The following is a 21,732-nucleotide window of genomic DNA, read 5'->3' on the forward strand; positions in this document are numbered from 1 at the left end:
ATGATTACGTACCCCAAGGTGCGACAGAATCAAAGGAGGACAATGATTTGAAACGATTGCTATCCATGTTGCTGACGGTTGGTCTCATCATTGGCTTGGTGCCGGCGGCCCTGGTAGGTACGGCTCATGCTGCGACAGGAACTTATTTCATTTTTCCAAATGAAAAATATGATGCGGATTCGGCCAGAATGGTAAATACCGACCGTGTTACAGTTAACGGTACGATTAACGGAGTGAATGGAAGTACTATATCGTATAGTGTATTCCAACTCTCTAAAAATGGAACAAACCTTAACGTAGTTAATAAAAATGAGAGTCAAAAGGGCGGAATTACGGTCAATGGCTCTACGATTCAAATTTCAGACATTAAACTGTTTCCTGGTTTGAACCGAATTACATTCCAAAGTAGTCAAAATTCGGCTGAAATGAAGGACTCCATTTATATTGAGTATCAGGATGGACCCAAGCTGTATGATCTGTCAGCCACACTGAATGGTGAAACCCAGCAGTTAGTAGAGAATCAGACGGCGGTACTGACAGACGCACGAAATAGCGGTACGGATGATGTGAAAGTAGTCATTCAAGGTACGGCGCCTAATGCTGACAGTGTAACGCTTACTTCTACAAAAAGTAGCAATACGTATACTGTTAACTCCTATACCAGCTATAAGCTAACAGGAAGTGTTGTACTCAGCCCGGGTAAAAATATAGTGACGATTAAAGTGGGTAACGGAACTCAAGCTCTTACGGTTACGCGTGAAATCACGATTTATACGGGTAAACCTGAATTTTCTGATCTGACATTGAACAAGGACGGAAATGTGTCTGCTGATCTGACGACTTCGCCTGACTTTACTGTATCGTCTACGAGCGGTGTGGTTTTGAAAGGTAATGTTCTGGTTCCTTCCGGAGCAACTGATCCAGTAGTGAGCAAAATTAATGCTAGATTTACGGACGTAAGCAATAACGGTAGCGCAATTGGTGATACCAATGGAATTGATGCTACGATTGATACAGCAAATGTTGTTACATCTACTGGTTACAAATTATATCCGTTCCAGGTAACATTGCCTGATGGCATCGTAACTGACCACTTGATTCGTGCATCTCTGAGTGTAGGTTTTGCAAATGGAACGAGTTCCAATGCATCTGCGGTTCAATTTACATTGCGCAGCAGCACACAGCCTTATATTGATGACGTGAACTTTCTCCCGGATCTTAATAATCAGCTGTTGAATAGAATCAAGGGTAGCGGGTCTGATCAAGCAGCTGCCATAGATGAAGCCATGAAATTAACAGGAAGTTCTATGAAGAACAAGACTACTGATGCTCCATCAGTGCCTGTAGGTATGGAGTTTATCATTGTTAATGGTACGCCTAGCTCAATTAACGAGCTTTCTGGTGTATCGGTTCATACCGTGGGTTCACCCCAAGATGTGATTCGGACAATTAATGGTAAGTCAACACAAGTGAAAAAAATTGTTGCTTACGTAGATACTTTGCCTAAAGAAGGACAAAACGTACTAAATTTTTACCTGAATGGTGACTCAAGTAAATTGATCAAGGCAACCGTTAATTTATTACAGGGTCCATTCATGAAATACGATACCATTTATGATGGTCAACAAATTCCGTTGAATACATCGAGTGCAAACTTAAATACGTACAAACTGAATCAATTAGGTTATTTTAAAGGTAAATTGCTGGACGTGAGTAATGCTGCGGATATTCACTACACTGGCAGTAACCGAAATGTATTCTTGTATGTGAACAACGTATTAGTTGATCTTGATGGCTCAGGAGCGAACTTTAAGTTGGCTGCTTCCTCGGAAACAGCGGCTGCCAACGCACTAGCAAACGGAAATAATGAAATCAAATTTGTGTTCAAGCCAGGCATCGAGTATAGCAATACGGTAAAAGTAAACTTTACACAAACGAATATTCCAGTAATTCCTGTTCCAAACACACAAGGTATTATTCCTTTTACACCCGTTAGTGGTCTAAGCAATACGCCGAAATATAGCGAAATTGCACCGAAATCAAAAGATGCAAACTTCACTAAAGTAGATGACACTAACTACAATACATCGCTGAAAAATATCAATATCTTTGGTACTTTCAGTCTTGCTGATTTGGGTAAAGCGGATCAGGTGAGTGGTTCGTTAAGTGATATTGCCAATAAAGATCAATACATTTTAGAAATTAAAGGTTCGGACGACAGTGAGGTAAACTGGACGCTGAATAACGAGTTCTTCTCAGCGGAAGATGCCAAAACTGCATACAACTCTGGTGCTACTACGGATAAGTTTACAAGCAAAGATTTGAAAGACCTGCTCGTATACTACCATCCGGACAAAAAGTATTTCAGTTTTGTATTGAAAAACCAAACTATTTCGCAAGATGGAACGCCAGTAGCTTATAACATTACCTTGTACAACAGCGGCAAGAGCGGACCGTTTGCTACTTTCCGACTGCAAGTATCCGGTCAATCCACATCTTTTGATATCTTGCGTCCGCTTCCTGAAAAAAGAATCGTGAATCAAAACTTTGTGCAAGTTGTTGTGAACGCAGGTAATGCAGATAGTGTTATGGTAGGTAAGGAAAAAGCAGTTCAAGAAGGTTTTGATTCTGATTACGATGGTACTGTTGATTACCCATCAACCTACAAAGCCATCGTTACAGGTCTAAAAGCCAACAAAGATAATAAAATTGATGTAGTGGTTACAGTAGGTAAGGAAAAATTAAAACAAACCATTACTGTTAAATATGTGCCTACTAATATTCCTGGCGAGCAGTACATGGAAGCGATGAAAACATCGCACAAAGTGTTTGATGGTAATCTTACACTTGCGTTCGCGAAGGGAACGAGCCTGATTCGTCGGGATTACGATCAACCGCAGCAATTCAAAAACCAGGTTTTCTCTGGCCATACTTTGTACTTTGCGATCGCAAATAGCGAGGATGGTGTGGTGGACCGTCATGAATTTGAAACTGAAAAAGCATTGTCCGATATGCAGAGCTTGATTGCAGATGGAAGTAGATACTTCAACAGAGATTTCCCAAGTCGCTTTACCAAGTCCAGTCCAGTATTCTGGATTGACCCAGGTACAGCAGATGATATCAAAACAGATGCTTACGATCCGGTAACGTATGGTGCTGATCCATATCAATTGGCTAACAAATCGCAAAATGACAGTAGCAAGATCAAAAACTTCTACTGGCGTGACCCATCTAACGAGCTAGTACCTTCCAAGCGTGCTACATTGACGCTGACGTATGATAGCAGTATTGCTCAGGATGCAGGGAAACAAATGACAGTGTTCTTTTTTGATCCTGATTTGAAGGATTGGCAGAACATTGGTGGTGTGGTGGATCCGAAGAAACATACCATTAAAGTACCATTTGACCGTTTCGGATACTATGTAGTCGCTAAGGTTGGGGAAACGTATAGTGATGTCATTAAGCACAAATACGCTAGAGATTATATCGAAGCTATCTTGGCCAAAGGTGTCATGAACCCAATGGATCCAATTAATAGCTTTGGACCTGACAGCTACATTAAAAGAGGCGAATTCACGTCGATGATTGTCAAAGGTCTGCAAATTCCGCTTAATTTCAGTGGAGCGAAGCATTTCGACGACGTGTCTATTCCAAATACGATATCCGCAGATGCGCTCTACGATTATCGTTATATTGAAACAGCTGCGCGTGCCGGTATTGTCAAAGGTTCGCAACCAAGAATCTTTATGCCGGAAGATGTAATCACGCGTCAAGATGCAGCAGTCATTATCGCCAAGGCATTGAATTTGAAGCTGGAAACAGATCATGACAAGATCATGAAAAATCTGTCCAAGACCTTTAAAGATGCGGACAAGATCGATTACTATGCGCAAGCATCTGTATTGGCTATCGCCAAGAAAGGCTTTATCACAGGATCGCCTGTAGATGCAAGTGATCTGAAAAAAGGATATATGTTTAACCCTACATCCTTGACCTTGCGCGGAGATGCGGCGATTATTGTAGCTAAAGTTATGGCTGATAAAAAACTGCTTCCTAAAATTTAATCATTCAAGAACCTGAAATTATCAAACATCCCTCCATGCGAAATGGAAATTCCCTTTCATATACATGAGAGGGATGTTTTTTATAAATCAGCTATTTGACTGGAATTACGGGCCTATGCCATAATATCAATGAGATGAAAACTTTGGAGAAGCATTACGGCATTTTTTATTTTAGCTTTGCCTTAAATGGGTGTATTAATTGCTTTTTTTTAAGAATTTATCTCAAAATGTGTTTATTATTTTTGTATATGTTTTTTTTGCGCATTTATCTGAAACTTTACGCCTATTTCATCGTAGTAGAGGATGTGTGTGCTTAATTATTACATAGAGAAGTGAGTGGGGAGTGATGAGATGTCTCAGTTTTCAATACGCCGTCCTGTAACAGTATTTATGTTAATTGTTGCTTTGTTAATCGGGGGCGGTATTTTTGCGTTAAGGCTTCCTGTCGAGTATATGCCAGATATGAAGCTGCCTTACGCTGCAGTGGTGACCAGTATTCCAAATGCAACGCCTACTGAGGTTGAGGAATTGGTTACTAAACCTATTGAAAAGAGTTTGGCTTCTATCGAGAACGTGGATACTATCACGTCCGAGTCTTCAGAAGGATCATCTATGGTCATGATTCAATTTAACTGGGGAGTAGATATGAACCAAGCAACCCTCGACATGAGGGATAAAGTTGATACCGTTAGAGGATCTCTTCCAGACACGGCAAATTCGCCGCGTGTTCTAAAAGTGGACCTCAATGCAACGCCAGTTATTACCCTCGCTTTTACAGGAGACCAGGATATTAACAAGCTGAAGCCTATTGCTGAAGATATTATCGAGCCGCGGCTTGAAAGAATTGCGGGAGTAGCTGCAGCCAACATGTCAGGTGGTCAAGAACGACTCGTAAAGATCACTGTAGATCAGGCCAAGCTTCAAAGCTATGGCATTACGCTGGATCAAATTCGCCAGGCCCTATCGGCTAATAATGTTGCTGGCTCTGCGGGTTCTGTATATCGTGGTAATACACAAATTCAACTTCGAGTTCAAGGTGAATATAAAGCTGTTTCGGAAATGGGCGAAACGCCGATCCCTGTAGGTAAGGGAAGCGTGAAATTGAAGGATATCGCGACAGTTGAAGACTCCGTAGAAGAAGTCACCACTATTTCTACTTATAATGGGAAGCCAAGTATTAATATTTCTGTTACTAAGGCTACTGGTGGAAATACTCTTTCAATCGCTAATTCTGTGAAGGAAAGTTTGGATTCGATACGGAAGGACCTGCCTCCTGGAACACAATTGGATATGGTAACTGATGCTTCCAAGCCTATTAGAGACTCCGTACACTCACTAATAGAACATGCTATATTGGGGCTTATTATCGCAGCTATTGTGTTGCTATTATTTTTGAACAGTATACGTTCTACTATTATTGCTGCGATCGTTATTCCAATTTCCTTTGTAGCAACGTTTATGATGATGTATTTCACTGGACAAACCATTAATGTTATTTCATTGAGCGGTTTGCTTCTAGGGTTAGGATCATTTGTCGACTTTGCCGTTGTTATCATTGAAAATATTTTTAGGCAGCGACATGAAGGGAAAAGTATGCTACAAGGGGCAATTGATGGCTCCAAGCAAGTGGGCAATGCGGTTATGGCATCTGCACTTGCACAGATTGTAGTATTTTTACCGGTTGTTTTTGTTGACGGAATTGCAGGAGTTATGTTTAAACCGTTGGCATTAACTGTTATCTTCTCCCATATAGCAGCCTTGCTGGTATCCCTTATGATTGTGCCAATGCTTGGCTCGCGTTGGATGCCTACTGTACCGGATGAATCCATATATTCTTCAGGTACTTATAAAGGTATTAACCCTATTGTGTGGTTTAATATCGGATTTGAGAAATTTAAGGGTGGTTATCGCCGTGTACTGAAGTGGGGAATTAATCATAGAAAATCTGTTTTAATCATTACTGTATTAATGTTTGTGGCAGCTGGGTCTCTGATTTCTATGGTTAAGGCTGAATTTATTCCTGAATCCGACACTGGGGAATTCTCAGTGAAAGTGAAACTTCCTAACGGAACAGTTCTAGAAGAGACTGAAAGAGTTGTTCAAGGTATAGAAAAAGAAATTCTGAAAGTTCCTGATCTGGACAAAATGACAGTGACTGTTGGTGCTGGTGGTCTTTCTGGTTATTCAGGGGCAGCTCCATCCAATTCGGCAGAACTAAGTGTTGCGCTGAAGGATGGGCATCAGCCAACAGACGCTGTAGTTGAAGGCCTTCGTAAGAAATTCGATAGTATTCCGGATGCAGAGATTACACTGGCGTCTGCAACAGGCCTTTCGACTGGAGCGGCGGTTAATATTAATCTAAAAGGCGATGATATGGACGTCTTGAGGGAACTTTCCGACAATCTCGTTGCCGGCGTAAAGAGCATACCAGGAACGGTCAATGTAAAAAGTTCTTTGAATGCGGTTCGCGAAGAATATGAGATTACCGTTAATCGAGAACTTGCTAGTCAATATGGCTTATCAGCAACCCAAATTTTATCCGCGGTGAACACTTCCTTTAATGGATCTGTTGCAACAAGCTATCGCACAGGTGATGATCAAATCGATGTGAAAATATCTCTGCCTGAGCAGGATCGACATGACTGGTCCTATTTGAAAGCATTACGTATTACCACTTCACAAGGGATTGATGTGCCTTTATCTTCAGTAGCAAGTATTGATAAACGTGCTGTACCGGATAGTGTTACCCGTGAAGACCAGACACGTCAAGTACAGATTTCTGCTGACATTGATGGATCAGGGGACATTCTAACCGTCAATCAAAAAGTAGATGCTCTTTTGAAGAGTACCCACTTCCCAGAAGGCTATAGTGCAGATACGGGTGGCGGTGCAAATGAACAAATGACGGAGTCATTTATGAACTTGGCGATAGCTATTCTGCTATCTGTAGTTCTGATTTATATGGTTATGGCAGGACAGTTTGAATCTCTGCTCACACCGTTTGTTATTATGTTTTCGATTCCGCCTACTTTAATTGGTGTACTTATCGGTCTAGTGGTAACGGGAGCGAGTCTCAGTGTTTCGGCTTTTACCGGTTACATCATGCTCGTCGGTTTGGTCGTAAATAATGCAATTGTCATGATTGATTTCATTATTCAGCTTCGAAAAGAAGGCGAAGATCGAGATGAAGCTATTATTCATGGCGCATCTGAGCGGTTGCGTCCGATTTTGATGACAACGTTGGCTACAGTACTTGCTTTGATTCCTATGGCATTTGCTAAAGGTGACGGTAATGAGACACAAGCTCCTATGGCGGTTGTTGTTGTATTCGGGTTATCCTTCGCAGCTTTGGTCACGCTGATTCTTATTCCGGTTGTTTATGTTATTTTGGACAACATCATTCAAAAACGTAAAAATCGCAAACTAAAAAGACAAGAGAAGAGACAACTGAAAAAAGAAGCGAAACTACAAAAAAGTGTTCATATATAAGGTGAGGTGGAGAAACATAATGAATAAAAAAAGTGCTCTGATTGCCACAACTTTGCTTTTATCAGTTGCATTAGCCGGCTGTGGTGGGGGGGAGGCCCCCGCTGCGCCAGCTTCAGTGCAGAAGGCGATCCCAGTCCAAGTGGCAAAAGCGGCTAAAGGCAGTATTAACGACTCAACAGGTATTATTGGAAGCTTTGCTCCCAAAGAGACGGCTCAGGTATCTCCAAAAATTAGTGGTAAGATTCAAAGTATTAACCTTACAGTGGGGCAAAAGGTAAACAAAGGCGACACATTGTTTACTATAGACCAAAAGGATATTCAGGACTCGATTAAGCAATCTCAGGAATCGTACCAGGTTGCCTTGGCCAACTTAAAACAGGCTGAGTCAGGCGCAGCACAATCTGTGCAACAGGCGGAGTCCAGTGTGGATCAAGCCAAAAGTGCGCTTGTACAGCAAGACAATTCCATTACTCAATCTCAGACCAGTTTGGTTGATGCTCAGAATTCCGTGCGTGATGCTCAAAATACGCTTAATCGCAACCAACAGTTGTTTAGTGCGGGCGCTCTATCTCAATCTGAGTTAGAACAGTCCCAAATAGCGTATAGAAAGGCTCAAACTGCTGTGGAGAATGCTCAGATTGCGCTGCACAATGCACAAACATCCAAGGAAAGTGCGCAGACCACATATAATAATGCTCAGAAATCATTACGACTTGCACAACAGAAAACGGGCATAGACGTAGCGCGTGCCTCTGTAAATCAAGCCAAGGCGAATTTAGACACAGCACGTAGTCAACTGGTGGATGCTGTAGTCAAAGCTCCGATTTCCGGCACGATATCGGTAGTCACAGGAGTCCAAGGACAAATGGTTAGTGCGCAATCTGCAGTTGTTTCAATTGCAAATACCAATCCTATCATAGCTAAAGTCAACGTTTCTGAATCAGAGCTTCTGAAGCTGCAGGTAGGTTCGTCTGTAACTGTAGGTGTGGATTCATTGAATAAGCGCATAGAAGCTAGAGTAACTGCCGTCAATCCCGTAATGGATAATGACCTCAAGGCATATCCTGTCGAGATTTCGGTTCCTAATGGTTCTGGGGAATTGAAGTCAGGCATGGTTGTAACTGTATATATGAAGTCAGAAGCTCCTAAAAATATTTTGGTATCCCAGGATGCCATTACAGAGCAGGCAGGGAAGAAGTATGCCTATGTAGTGGAGGGAACTGTCGCGAAGCGCGTAGAAGTGCAGACAGGTCAGGAAAGTGCCAAACAGGTTGAGGTCACCAAGGGGCTTACTGAGGGACAAAATGTCGTCGTTAAAGGCGTGAGTTTGCTTTCAGATGGTGCGAAGATTAATGTAGTAAAATAATTAGTTTCGTTATATTTACATTATATTACTGTTCTCCGTCATTTCTACTATTTAAAGTGTATTAGAGTATTAGATTTCTAAGGAATCTATAGCCTTTATGTACTTTATGTATTCTATGGATTATTCGTTACGAATATACTCCATTAAAGACCTAATTAATGTACAGAAAATACCCTTGTACATTTAAGGTTGAGAAGGTAAAAGTTGTAGGATGACGGAGGAACAGGTTCAATAGTATAATTATGACTGTGGAAAGCGGAATACATAATCAAAAAAATAAAATTTTTTTTGAAACAGACGCAACTTTTTGGACCCATGCTACGTCTAATTGGGTGAGTATGAAACAAAGGGGTACAAAAGCGTAAAGACAAAATTCGCTAAAAAAAATCTTTACTGCATTGTTATCACATTGTATAATACTGGAGTACGTCATAAATGGACGCTTTCTTTCAACTAGATTCCAAGCTTCTGTGATATTGTCACAGATATCATTTTATAAGGGTTCTCATAAAGCTCGGAAAGGAGGTGTAACGACTGATGAGTGACAAGATCCGACAAAAAGACAAAAATAATATTTCTGTTTATATTCAAGGAGGAGAAAAAAAGGTTATGACAAAGTTTAACAAAAAAATGATCAACGTGCTGGCAACAGCAACATTGGTTGCTGGTGTAGCGACTCCAATTGCAGCATTGACTGCACCAACAGCAATTCACGCATCTTCCAGCTTCAATGTAATTAGTACTCCTAGTATCAACTCAAACCAACAAGATAATGCTGTTTTGGGTAGATCGAAAATAACTATTAGCCAAGCTTCAATTGCTAAAGGTGCTTCTTTCACTATTACTATGCCTAAAGGCTTTGACTTTGGTAAAACTGGAGATCTTCAGGTTGGCCGTGCTACTTCCGCTACTGACGCTACTTATGGATTGGGTATTTATCTTGATGCACAAGATAACGCACTCGATAAGAATGCCGCAGCTACTGGATATAATGAAGCTACTGCACTGACAGTTGAGAAATTGTCTAGTAACTCTGCAAGAGTAACGCTGAATTTTGATAACTCCAAGGATAGCGCTGATGTATATCTGAACTTTGCTAACATTAATGTAAGTGGACCTAGCAATGGACCTGTAAAAGCTACAATTGATGCTTCTTCCCTGAGTGGTATTACTAGTGGTGAAATTACAATTGCAAACGTAGTATCTTCCGGTCAAGTATCTTTGTCTGCTCTGGATACCGTTTCTAACACAGATAATTTCACTGCAACGTTGAAAGTAAAAGAACAAACAGCTGGTGCTTTGGCTAACAATAATAACATCAAACTGAAATTGCCTAGCGGTTTTAAATGGAACGCTCCAAAAAGTGCTAGCATTCTCTTTGGTGATATCGCATCTGGTGATGTAGTTTCTAATGTCGATGGTGACACTCTGACTGTGTCTTTGAAAAAAGAAAGCAGTAAAGAAACAACATTTAACCTGCCGTTGAGCTTCTACGTTGACGATGAAACTAACGCTAAAGAAGGTGATGTTACTGTTAGTATCTCCGGTAACACAACTACTGACGTTAGCTCTCTCGTAATTGGTAACTATGGTCAAATCGGTGGCGGTGTTACAGTAGCTTCTCCAACTACAATTCTTGCTGGCCATGACGAGCAAAAAATTGGTGATATCGTAATTAAAGAAAAAGTTGCTGGTTCTTTTGTTAACAACCGTACTGTAACTTTGCGTTTGCCTGAAGGTGCTCGTTGGCAGTCTACTTTCGAAAGCAACAACCCAGGAAGTAACTTCTCCGGTTCTATGGAGAACACTAACGGTTTGGGTGGAGCAGAGGTATCTTACACAGATTCCGACAAACGTACTTTGAGACTGACTTTCAAAAACGTTAATAGTTCTAAAGACCCTGGTTCTTTGAAACTGAAAAACGTTGAAGTTGCAACTCAACCTGGTTTCTCTGGCGATCTGAACGTTGAAGTTGCTGGTAGCCAAGGTCTGAGCGGTAATGTTAAGGTTGCAACTGTAAAACAAGCAGTTACTTTGGCTGCTGCTTCCAAACCAACCCTGACAATCGGTCTGGGCGATCAACAAGTTGGCGATATCACAATCACTGAAGCTGCTAAAGAAGCTTTCGTTAAGAAAGATGGTAGCCGCGAAGTAATCTTGGAATTGCCAACAGGCGTACGTTTTGCTTCTACTCCAGAAGTAAAAGTTACAGCTGGTGACGTTAAAGTGAAGAGCGTATCTACTGATACTTACGGCGAAAGCAACAAAGGCCGTCTGAGCTTCTACATCGACAGTGAATCTGCTACTCCAAGTACAATCACAATCTCTGCTCCTAAGCTGACTGTTGACCGTACTGTAGCTCAAGGTGACATCGTTGCTAAGCTGAAAGGTAGCGCAGTTTCTTACACTGCATACAAAGGCGCAACTGACAACACTCAAAACTGGAAAGACAACAACACTGCAGCTGCTGAAGTAGCAATCGCAACTGTTGGAACTCCAGCTCCAGGTGCTACTAAAACTAAAGCTGTCTTCACACTGGGAAGCACTTCCTACACTGTGAACGGCGAAAGTAAAACAGCTGATGTATCTGCTTATGCTGAAAACGGACGCACTTACTTGCCAGTACGTTATGCAGCTGAAGCTTTGGGTGTATCCCCACAAAACATCCTGTTTGACAAAGCAACTTCCACAGTTACCTTGATCAAAGGCAACACTGTTGCTCAAATCAAACTGAACACAAACCTGTTGACTGTTAACGGTACTGTGATTCGCATGGACGTTAAAGCTGTAACTAACAAAAACCGTACTGTATTGCCTATCTACTGGGTAGGTAGAGCGCTGGATGCATCCGTTAACTACGATGCAACTTCCAAAACAGTAACTGTTGAAAACAACAACTAATTTAAGAGCAACTCTTTTGAGTTAACTGAATTAGATGAGAAGAGGGTTCCTTTTGGAGCCCTTTTCTTTTATTAGTCTTATTGACAAAGGAGAGAAATTATGAAACGTTTTGCAGTGGCAGTACTATCCACAATGGTTCTGACTTCTACGTTTGCCAATCTTGCAGGAGCTCAGTCAGGGGATATAAAGGTTATTATTAACGGTGTAACTCAGCAATATACACAGCCTCCGGTGGTTAGTCAAAATACAACCTTGGTACCTCTTCGGGGCGTTTTTGAAAGCTTAGGAGCGAAAGTGGAGTGGGACAGCAAGGCTAAAAAAGTAACCGCATCTAAAAACGACGATACATTAACTTTAAATATTGGTTCCAAGCTTGCTTATAAAAACAGTAAGCCGGTACAGCTTGATGCAGCAACTCAAATTCAAAAGGGTCAAGTACTCGTTCCTTTACGTTTTGTGAGCAAATCATTAGGCGCCAAAGTAAATTGGAATCAAACTTCACGAACAGTGACCATTTCCAATCAAGCTAATGATAGCACTCCTGACATCAATAGCTTGTCCAGCAAGCCACTCGCTACTCCTGTGACAAAAGTTACTTACGATACCTACTATAATGATTCTTTAACCTATGAAGATGCAGTAAAACTGGCTATTGCTGATAGTACTTCAGTTAAAACAGGAGAAGTGAGCATTGACCAAACAGGAAAAATTATGAAAGAAACTGGCAAAAATATTGATTTTGTTCCTGCTGAAGCAGGTGATGAAGCACAAGACAAAGCCTTCAAGGGTTATGCCCAAACGAACCTTAATTATGAGGCAGCTAAAAAGAACCTGGAAATGACCAAAGAAGGTATTGAATATAACGTGAAGGATCTATACAATAAACTCCTTCAAAAACAAAATGCGGTTAAGCTAGCAGTATTGAATATTGAAGATGCCGAGCGCAAGCTTAAAGTTGCACAAATCAAGAGAGATAATCAAATGTCGAGTGATTATGAGGTTACCCAAGCGACCAATCAGTTGACTCAAAATCAAGCAGCTTTGGATAAAGCTAAAAAAGATTTGGATAGTGCATATGTATCTTTAAATCAATTGATTGGCTACAAACCAGAGCAACGTTATGAATTGAAGGATAAGCCTGTATATTCTGAATTTAAAGATAATGTAGAGACAAAAGTAAGCCAAGTACTCACTAGCAGCACTGCCATTTGGTTGAGTGAGCAAAAAGTGGATTTGGCTGAACTGAGTTTGAAGCTTTATAACTTTAGCACTCCAGGAAATACCCCTTATGAAGCTGAACAACTTAATGTTGAAAAGGCTCAGTATGCTACAGAAGGCACAAAGAGACAATTGGAAGAAGCTGTGAGAACAATTTATAACAACATCAAAGCATTGGAAAGTCAGTACTCACAGATTCAAGCCGGTTTGGTGAGTGCAAGAAGTGCGGCTGATATGGCTAAAAAGCAGTTTGATGTTGGATTGGCTACAGAGCTTCAGGTTTACGAGGCTAATTTGAAAGTGACTACCGCTGAACAACAAGCGGAAGATATTGTTTCAAGTATTGATACTTTGAAGCTGGCTTTCAATAAGCCATGGGCTATGCAAGGTTCTGCTGGAGCAAGTGCGCAATAATTTAAGCTTACCTATACTTGTTATAACCTGCAGTAGGAGGTCTTCATGAAATCACGCTATAAAGTATCGTTGGCTGCTGTTTTACTTGGAGGAGGAATTGTGGCTGGCTCTTTGATGAACAACTCAGTCAATGGAGCCTCCAGTTCTGGACAACCTGGAACAGCTGATGATCCAGTCGTAACCAAAAGCTATGTCGATCAAAAAATTGCTCAAGCCATCAAAGGTGGGGGAAGTGCAAGCAGTATTAGTAGTAAAACAACTAGCTCAACTGCTCCAGCAACAAACACCACTACTTCTAATACAACCTCGTCTTCAGGAACCTCTAATGCAACTAAAAGTTCAACGGTGGAGCAGACAGAGGCTTTGAAGGTTGTTGATGTAAAGCCTGGTCAGAAACTAATTGCTAAAGCTGGAGCAGAATTTATTTTACGTAATGGAAATGCTGTTGTGTATAGCATGGATGCCAGTGGTGCTATTGATATTACTTCTGGAACTGAAATTGTTCATAACCAGGCTGTCGAAAAAAATCATTTATTATCGTTTCCTAGAGAAGGAAGAGGTATTCAAGTAAAAGAAGGCCAAAAGTATGGCTTAGTCGTTATGGTACGTGGCGGCTATACTGTTCAATAACTGGGGTCTATCTCTTTTTAAGGTACTCTTTTTCTTAAATCCTGCTTGGGATAGCAAATTGTTCTTGGCTAAGTTGACTTTAAACACTGCACACTAACTTCATGAAAAATAATTCATTGAGTGGAGGGTGCATACAATGGCGTCGAGAGGTCAAAGACGATTAATTCCTGAAAGCCGTGCCAGGTTAGATGATTTGAAGTATGAAATTGCTGCCGAGTTTGGGTTGCCTGTTTATAATCCTCAATATGCACATATACATCCGGATGCTGACAGTGAATTTGCTGCAGAGTTGGGAGAGTTTACGAGGAGTCAAAATGTAGCGTGGCGCGATTTAACTTCAAGACAAAATGGCTCCGTTGGTGGAGAGATTACTAAAAGATTGATACAATCCGCTGAACGTAGCTTATCTGAATTTGGTACATTATAAATTGTAATTATTTATACAGATTTTAAACAAATAGTAGGTATAAACTGGAGCTATTTACATGTGGATCAAAATGGTTCGCATGTAAACTCACTTCATTTTCGAATTTTGTTATTTGGATGACATGAATTGACACCTTGTTTTAAATAGGATATCATGGCATTTGAGGCTTGTACGCAACCTTTTCCTACCGGAAAAGGTTCATTTTTTGTTAATCAGGTGTAAAAGATATCTTCCGTCATTTGTTGGGTTGAAGGTAACTGAATAATGCCATGCCATGTTAGGATTTATTAAAAATCCTCATGTATTTTAATTGTGGGAGGTTGAAATTCATGTCTGTAAAAGGTCGTCATTTGTTCACGTCCGAGTCTGTAACAGAAGGCCATCCGGATAAAATTTGTGATCAGATATCCGATGCTGTATTGGACGCCTTTTTGGCTAATGACCCTAATGCACGGGTAGCATGTGAAGTATCGGTAGCTACCGGTCTTGTTCTCGTCATTGGTGAAATCAGCTCCAAATCGGAATACGTGGATATTCCATCCATTGTTCGTAATACGATTAAGGAAATTGGTTATACACGTGCAAAATACGGTTTTGACTATAATACTTGTGCTGTATTGACTTCTTTGAATGAACAGTCGCCAGACATTGCTCAAGGGGTTAACGCTGCCCTTGAAAGCCGTGATCCTGCTGAAGTAGATAAGGAAACAGAAAACATTGGGGCTGGGGACCAAGGATTAATGTTCGGTTTTGCTACGAACGAAACACCTGAGCTAATGCCTCTTCCTATCGCTATGTCTCACCGTATTGCACGACGCTTGTCTGAAGTGCGTAAGGATGGAACACTGAATTACCTTCGTCCAGATGGTAAAACTCAAGTAACGGTAGAATATGAAAACGGTAAACCTGTCCGTATCGATGCCATTGTGGTTTCCACGCAGCATGCAGAAGATACTACTTTGGAGCAAATTCAAGCAGATATCAAAGAGAAGGTCATTTTGCCAGTGGTTCCTGCTGAATTGCTGGACGAGCAAACCAAGTACTACATTAATCCGACAGGGCGCTTTGTTATCGGTGGTCCTCAAGGGGATGCAGGTCTGACAGGCCGTAAAATTATTGTAGATACGTATGGTGGTTATGCACGTCATGGCGGGGGAGCATTCTCAGGTAAAGATCCAACTAAAGTAGACCGTTCTGCTGCTTATGCTGCTCGTTATGTAGCGAAAAACCTTGTGGCAGCTGGATTGGCTGACAAGGTTGAAATACAGCTTGCTTATGCAATCGGTGTAGCTACGCCTGTTTCGATTAACGTCGATACATACGGCACAGGGAAAGTCAGTGATGAAAAACTCGTTGAATTGATCCGAAATAACTTCGATCTTCGCCCAGCAGGCATCATTCGCATGTTGGATCTGCGTCGTCCAATCTACAAGCAAACAGCTGCCTACGGCCACTTTGGACGCACAGATCTGGATGTACCATGGGAGAGTGTAGATAAAGCGGAAATTCTGAGAGAGCAAGCGGGGTTATAATCCTCGTATGTCATCAGAATAACGCATTAACCTAAAAAGACTGTTCATGCTATGCATGAGACAGTCTTTTTTTGATATGCTTTGCTATTAACTATGAACTTGCCACGGTGTACTTAATTTCGCTCCACTATTCGGATATCGGTGCGAGACCCAATAAATTTCTGAGTAAATGACATATCTTCTGTACTTCCTTATATTGCTCCAAATACGCAAAAAGAGCTTTTAAGAGACCTTTCTGAGGGTTCGATTTCAGAGCCTCTTCCTTTAATTGAGCGTAAATTTGCTGACACTCCTGTTTCTCCTCTGAGCTCCACGAAGACAGCAGTATACTGTCTTCCAGGGAGTGGAGAAGGCCGTTAATTTGACGACCTTGGTCAAAGGGATTACTTAAAGCGCTCTCGGGTAACCAGCCTTTCTTGCTCCAAAACAAATGTGGAGCGGGATCAGCACTGCTCAGGCTGGTTGCCAAGGAACTGGATAAGAAGATGATAAACTGTGTTAGATGCTCAATCGTTTCATCATTCATCCGATCGGCAAAGAAGCGAATATATTCAAACACAATACTTTTCAGCACAAAGGTTATATCCCATGCATGATCTTCAATGCCTGGTCCAAAAATATCAATCAGGCAGTCGCGAACCCATTTGTATAATTTGTATTCATGCTGTTCAAATGCACCATTGAGTTGTTCATTTTGAAAAATAAGCATGGAAGGCTCAGGAAGATCCATCATGAGATACACTTTGTTTTCAACAAGATTTTTCAAGTAGAGTACAATAAAACCGTGCAGCTTATCGTGTTTAGATAGGTCAGGTTTACTGTAGAGAGCTCGGATGTCTTGTTCAATATTGTTTTCCAAAATGATACACATTTCCAAAGGCAATTCTTCTTTCCCTTGAAAATATTTATAGAAGGATGCTTTTGCCATCCCACTTTCTTTGGCGATTTCTTCAACAGATGTTGAATAATAGCCTTTTCTGGAGAACAGCCGAATGGCCGCCTGTAAAATATCATTTTTTTTACTTTCCATACATACTCCCTCCAGGAACCAACTCGACAGCATGCGGAATTCGATACTTCATACATTACAAAGGTTGGTCACGTGTAATAACTGTGTGCTGCTGTTTTTTGAATTGCCGGTGCATCTTGTACTTGGCCATGATCATATACAAGGACGGCACCACAAACAAAGTTAACAAGGCCGAAAATAACAAACCGAAAATGACGGTGAACGCCAGTGGCTTAAAGAGCAGGCTCCCTAATAGTGCTAATGGAATCATACCTACAATGGCAGCCAGGGAAGTCAACAAAATCGGTCTGAAGCGAGCAGCGGCGGCTTGTATAACGGCTTCCCTTAACTCCACTCCTTCATGTCTTGCATCCTCGATAAATTCAATTAAGACAATCCCGTTCCGTACCACAATACCCGCAAGTGCGATAATTCCCATGATACTCATAAAACCGATGGGCATACCAGTTAGAAAAATACCAATAATCCCGCCGGCAGCTGCTAGGTACACGGTCGTCATAATAATAATAGGAATGGAGAGTGAATAAAACTGCATCGTGATCAAGAGTAAAATGAGTAAGACTACAACAATCGCCAGCTTCCCTAAATCTCCGAATATGGTGGACTGATCGGATGTTTCACCGCCTACCTCCCATTTATAGCCTTCAGGGAACTTCATTTGTGCCAGTTTGCCTTCCACATCTACCATGGCTTCACTTGCAGTTCTTCCATTCAAGTCAGCTTCGACCGTAATCGTCCGCTCCATATTGTAATGCTTGATTTGCTGAATAGCAAATGACGGTTTAATCTGTACAAGCTGGTTTAATGGGATTTGCTTGCCAGCTGCATTCACTACACTTAATTGTTGGAAAAGCTTACTTGGCTCCTCGTTACTGTGATTCAAATACATCTTGATATCTACCAGACTGCTTCCCGTATCAAATTGACTGACTTGAGCTCCTTCTTTTAACAGAAGAAGGGTACGAGTCAAATCTGTATAGCTTACTAGATACTGATCCATGGCTTGTTTGTTAACCTCAAGCTCGAGGGCATATCGTTCAATTCCTATGTCATCTACGATGCCCGTTGTGCCCTCAACTGTCGCGATCTGCTCCTTTGCTTTTTGGGCAAGGGTTTGCAGTTCATTCAGATCCTGACCTGAGATACGAATAGAAACGGGTTTACCTACTGGAATCCCAAGACGGGGAACATACATGGTAACCGTAACGCCAGGGTAGGATTTCTTAACATGTTGTTCCCAAGCATCAACTGTCGAATTGAGATCGAATACGTTCTCTTTTCCGACAACAGCAATCTGACCTACGGTTTCGTTATAACTGATAGTTCCACCCGCACTATTAATGTCACTAAACAGTTGGGGGGCAGTCCCACCTGCACTGTAAACGACCTTGGAAGTTTCGGGTTGCTTCTTAATCCAGCCTGCAAGATCTTTAACGACCTGGTCGGTTTCCGCAATGGAAGTGCCTACAGGCATTTTTACATTTAATGCAACATGAGGATCTTCAGATTCAGGGAAAAGCTCAACCGATGTAAAGGGAACTAATCCATAAGCGGCTGTTCCAAGCATGAGTCCAACTATAGCCGTCAGCAAGGGACGCTGAATGACTTTAGGCATCAGCTTTTGTGAATAAAGCTTGTTTAAAGAGTGAATCTGCTGACCGAGCAAGCCTACTGGTTTAGATTTCCTCTGAAGATGACGAGTCTGTCTGCGTTTCTCATACCACTCTCGAAAAATAGGGATGATCGTGAGAGACATGATCATAGAAGCTAACATGGCCAGAGAAACAATGGTGGGAATGGGTCTAATAAAGGCACCTACATTTCCGGGCAGAAACAACAATGGAGCAAAGGCAGAGATCGTGGCCAATGTTGCAATCAAAATAGATAGCATGACCTCTTTGGTACCTTTTATAGCTGCAACGGAGGGTGGCTCTCCTAATTCCGTAAGTCTGCGCTCAATATTATCGTTTACCACTACAGCGTCATCCACGAGTATGCCGAGTACAATGATCAGACCGACAACGGAAATCTGATTTAGAGTAATGCCGAACATAGGTAAAAAGATAACGGCAATCGAAACCGAAATAGGGATTGCCAGCGCGACAAAAGCTGAGGTGAGTAAATTCAAGCCCAACATACAAACAAGAATAACCGCTGCAATGGCCAGAATCGTTTCACGCTTTAAGTCGTCAAAGATATGGCTTACCTGATCCTTTTGTGCAAAGAGAGTCTGTAAGTGAACACCCGCAGGGAGTGTCTTCTCCAGCTCTTTGAGCTTGCTATTGACCTTTGCGCTCATAGAAGGGATGTCTGTGCCTGTTTCCGCTCCAATACTTAGTGTAATGGCCGGTTTACCCTCTACGTAAGCGAAATATTCTGCCTCAGGATGTGCCAGCTCAGTTGTGCCGATATCTCTTAAATAAACAGGGTTACCTTCTTTTGTACGTGTCAAGATGACCTGATTTAATTCGTCAGCTTTTTCGGTCTCACGAACAACGAGTTGATAGGTTCGTCCGTTGTATTCAATATTACCAGTAGGAACCCGATCAATCTGAGACTGGGTCGCTTGTGCCACTTGTCCCCACGACAATTGATATTGCTGAAGCTTTTGGTTGTCGATATGGATACGTACTTCCTGATCGGGAAGACCATTGAATTTGACACTGGATACGCCGGAAATTGTATTAAGTTGATCTTTCCAGGTGGTGGTCAAATCATTTAGTTTATACAGTGGGGCAGATGAGTCGGCGGTCAGGGCATAAGAGCCGATAAACGAGCTGGTTAGCTTGTCATTTATAACAGGCACTTCAGCGCCTTGAGGAAGATCAGCTTGTGCATCCTGCACTTTTTTACGCATATTATCCCAAACCGTTTGAGGATCTATTCCATTTTTGGATTCGATTAAAATAGAGGAGAATCCGTTCCCAGAAGTCGAAGTAATCGTTTTAACACCTTCAACCTCCTTGATGCGTTTCTCCAGCTCTTTAGTTACGGTTTGTTCTACTTTTTGTGGTGAAGCGCCGGGATAGACGGTTGTGACCGTAGCATTCTGTATGGTCACATCGGGCATTTCCTGCTGTGGTAACTGAAAAAAACCAAAAGTTCCAACTACAATCAGCATGACAAAAAACAGCAACGTAATTTTTCGTTTTTTTACGATATACTCAATCATGGACGTCCGCCTTCCTCCGACTGAATCGCATTTCCATCAAATAGGGATTCTGCCCCTTTAATGACAATACGTTCTCCTTCACGAAGCCCGGATACAATTTGCAATTGATTATCTACAACCTGATTGCCAAGCTCCACAGGGGTTCTAACCGCTTTTCCTTGAACATCTTTGAAAATAAAAGGCTTGCTTCCCGTATTGATGACTGCTTCAGCAGGCACAAGAATACCATTCTTGTCTGTCATCTGATGCGCAGCTTTGATGACCTGGCCGGGTAACCAGTCTCGCTGTGGATTGGCAATGACAATCTCTACGTTAACCCTCCCTGTATCGGTGCTGGTTGAAGGATAGACGTTGGACACCGTACCCTGACGAGTTTCTTCATAGAGCGCCACCTTTACCTGTTGTCCCTTTTTCCAATCCTTAATTTCACTGTCTGGTACGGGAAGGAGCACTTTAAGACGGTCGATGGAGCCTATGCGATAGACGGCTTGGCCCGACGCGACCAAATCACCTGTATTCACGATTTTGTCTAGGATTACGCCGTTCACAGGAGAAGCTAAACGGGTGCGTGACAGTGCCAGCTCTGCCTGGTCCTTGGCAACAAGTGCTTTTTCGTAGTTGGCACGCGCTTGTTTTTGGGAAGCCTCAGCCTGTTCGCTGGCTGCAAGAGCTTTAGTTTTACCTGCTATCGCATCCTGAAAGGAAGCTTGGACAGATTGATGCTCTTCGGCTGTGGCTCCTTCCAGCAAAAGAGATAAGGAAGCTTTCGCTTGCTCCAGATTTTGGAGAGCAGTGGTAGTATTCAAGCGGGCGTTCTCGTTATCCGACGCGGTAGCTGCCCCCGCCTCAAACAGCTTTTGTGTCCGCTCGCTATCCGCCTTGGCTTTGTTATAGGCGCTTTGTGCCTTATCGACAGTGGTTTGAGCTTGCTGTTTTTCCTGAGCGCGCGCACCCTTGTTGACCTTGCTGACATTTGCACGAGCATTCGCAATACCAGCATCGGCAGATTGAATCGCAGAGTTAGCTGCCTGTAGGTTAGCCTGTGCGTTATCTATACCGGCTAGAGCTTCTTGGATCGAGGCCGTTGCCTGTGCAACCTGCAGCCTATAGTCAGCGTCATCTAGACGGGCAATGATTGTGCCTTTTTGGACAAGAGTACCGGTCGTGATCTCAGCGCTAGCGACGGTACCTCCGTTTTGAAAGGCTAGTGTACGTTCCTCATAGGCCTGAAGGGTACCTGACAAGTCATAGGCGGTATGGAGTGGTGTGTTTTTGACGACTGTAGTGCGCACAACGGTCGGCTGTGCGGATGAACCTGAAGCAGCATCTTTTTTTCCGGTAGAGCATCCAGCGATGGCGAGGCTCAGTGATAAGGTGAGTATGATGATGGCCCGTTGTTTATTCATGATTATTATCCATCCTTCCAATAGGGTCATAAGTTTCTATTTAAACTTACTGGTTTAAATTGAACTCATAAGTTCATGTGTAT

Annotated in this window: 11 protein-coding genes; 8 read left to right on the plus strand and 3 right to left on the minus strand. The window is 42.1% G+C overall.

What is annotated here, in order from left to right; all coding sequences use genetic code 11:
* The first annotated feature begins 47 nt into the window (after positions 1-47).
* The 8 genes from C0638_RS10165 (at position 48) to metK (ending at position 16,041) form a co-directional block, all read left to right on the plus strand.
* Positions 48-4,064, plus strand: coding sequence for an S-layer homology domain-containing protein (locus C0638_RS10165; protein WP_040102712.1), 4,017 nt, complete (start codon positions 48-50; stop codon positions 4,062-4,064).
* 351 nt (positions 4,065-4,415) lie between these two features.
* Complete coding sequence (locus C0638_RS10170) at positions 4,416-7,553, plus strand: efflux RND transporter permease subunit (protein WP_102163463.1); 3,138 nt, start codon at positions 4,416-4,418, stop codon at positions 7,551-7,553.
* Positions 7,554-7,572: 19 nt separating this feature from the next.
* A complete protein-coding gene (locus tag C0638_RS10175; protein WP_058710880.1) occupies positions 7,573-8,919 on the plus strand; it encodes an efflux RND transporter periplasmic adaptor subunit in 1,347 nt (448 codons plus the stop codon).
* Between the two features lie 537 nt (positions 8,920-9,456).
* Positions 9,457-11,820 carry a copper amine oxidase N-terminal domain-containing protein gene (locus C0638_RS10180; RefSeq protein ID WP_058710881.1) on the plus strand — a complete coding sequence of 788 codons (2,364 nt, stop codon included), beginning with the start codon at positions 9,457-9,459 and terminating at the stop codon, positions 11,818-11,820.
* A 99-nt stretch (positions 11,821-11,919) separates the two neighbouring features.
* On the plus strand, positions 11,920-13,452 hold the full coding sequence (locus tag C0638_RS10185) for a stalk domain-containing protein (protein ID WP_058710882.1): 1,533 nt from the start codon (positions 11,920-11,922) through the stop codon (positions 13,450-13,452).
* 45 nt (positions 13,453-13,497) lie between these two features.
* On the plus strand, positions 13,498-14,082 hold the full coding sequence (locus tag C0638_RS10190) for a hypothetical protein (RefSeq protein ID WP_058710883.1): 585 nt from the start codon (positions 13,498-13,500) through the stop codon (positions 14,080-14,082).
* 136 nt (positions 14,083-14,218) lie between these two features.
* On the plus strand, positions 14,219-14,509 hold the full coding sequence (locus C0638_RS10195) for an alpha/beta-type small acid-soluble spore protein (RefSeq protein WP_102163465.1): 291 nt from the start codon (positions 14,219-14,221) through the stop codon (positions 14,507-14,509).
* A gap of 329 nt (positions 14,510-14,838) precedes the next feature.
* Positions 14,839-16,041, plus strand: a complete 1,203-nt coding sequence (gene metK / locus C0638_RS10200; RefSeq protein ID WP_013373407.1) for a methionine adenosyltransferase — start codon at positions 14,839-14,841, stop codon at positions 16,039-16,041.
* Between the two features lie 127 nt (positions 16,042-16,168).
* Here metK and C0638_RS10205 read toward each other — a convergent pair whose 3' ends face one another.
* The 3 genes from C0638_RS10205 to C0638_RS10215 are packed head-to-tail and all read right to left on the minus strand — an operon-like array spanning position 16,169 to position 21,649.
* Positions 16,169-17,071, minus strand: coding sequence for a TetR/AcrR family transcriptional regulator (locus C0638_RS10205; RefSeq protein WP_058710885.1), 903 nt, complete (start codon positions 17,069-17,071; stop codon positions 16,169-16,171).
* A gap of 55 nt (positions 17,072-17,126) precedes the next feature.
* Positions 17,127-20,243: an efflux RND transporter permease subunit gene (locus C0638_RS10210; RefSeq protein ID WP_058710886.1), complete on the minus strand. Its 3,117-nt coding sequence runs from the start codon at positions 20,241-20,243 to the stop codon at positions 17,127-17,129.
* Positions 20,240-21,649: an efflux RND transporter periplasmic adaptor subunit gene (locus C0638_RS10215; protein ID WP_058710887.1), complete on the minus strand. Its 1,410-nt coding sequence runs from the start codon at positions 21,647-21,649 to the stop codon at positions 20,240-20,242. The genes C0638_RS10210 and C0638_RS10215 overlap by 4 nt, the downstream gene beginning before the upstream one ends.
* Positions 21,650-21,732: the final 83 nt, after the last annotated feature.

It is taken from the genome of Paenibacillus sp. lzh-N1 (assembly GCF_002872435.1).
In the GTDB taxonomy this organism is placed as follows: Bacteria; Bacillota; Bacilli; order Paenibacillales; family Paenibacillaceae; genus Paenibacillus; species Paenibacillus polymyxa_C.

Bases quoted from the DNA above. Each gene is read 5' to 3' on its own strand.
- C0638_RS10170 (WP_102163463.1), top strand. From the start codon at position 4,416: ATGTCTCAGTTTTCAATACGCCGTCCTGTAACAGTATTTATGTTAATT.
- C0638_RS10175 (WP_058710880.1), top strand. From the start codon at position 7,573: ATGAATAAAAAAAGTGCTCTGATTGCCACAACTTTGCTTTTATCAGTT.
- C0638_RS10180 (WP_058710881.1), top strand. From the start codon at position 9,457: ATGAGTGACAAGATCCGACAAAAAGACAAAAATAATATTTCTGTTTAT.
- C0638_RS10185 (WP_058710882.1), top strand. From the start codon at position 11,920: ATGAAACGTTTTGCAGTGGCAGTACTATCCACAATGGTTCTGACTTCT.
- C0638_RS10190 (WP_058710883.1), top strand. From the start codon at position 13,498: ATGAAATCACGCTATAAAGTATCGTTGGCTGCTGTTTTACTTGGAGGA.
- C0638_RS10195 (WP_102163465.1), top strand. From the start codon at position 14,219: ATGGCGTCGAGAGGTCAAAGACGATTAATTCCTGAAAGCCGTGCCAGG.
- metK (WP_013373407.1), top strand. From the start codon at position 14,839: ATGTCTGTAAAAGGTCGTCATTTGTTCACGTCCGAGTCTGTAACAGAA.
- C0638_RS10205 (WP_058710885.1), bottom strand. From the start codon at position 17,071: ATGGAAAGTAAAAAAAATGATATTTTACAGGCGGCCATTCGGCTGTTC.
- C0638_RS10210 (WP_058710886.1), bottom strand. From the start codon at position 20,243: ATGATTGAGTATATCGTAAAAAAACGAAAAATTACGTTGCTGTTTTTT.
- C0638_RS10215 (WP_058710887.1), bottom strand. From the start codon at position 21,649: ATGAATAAACAACGGGCCATCATCATACTCACCTTATCACTGAGCCTC.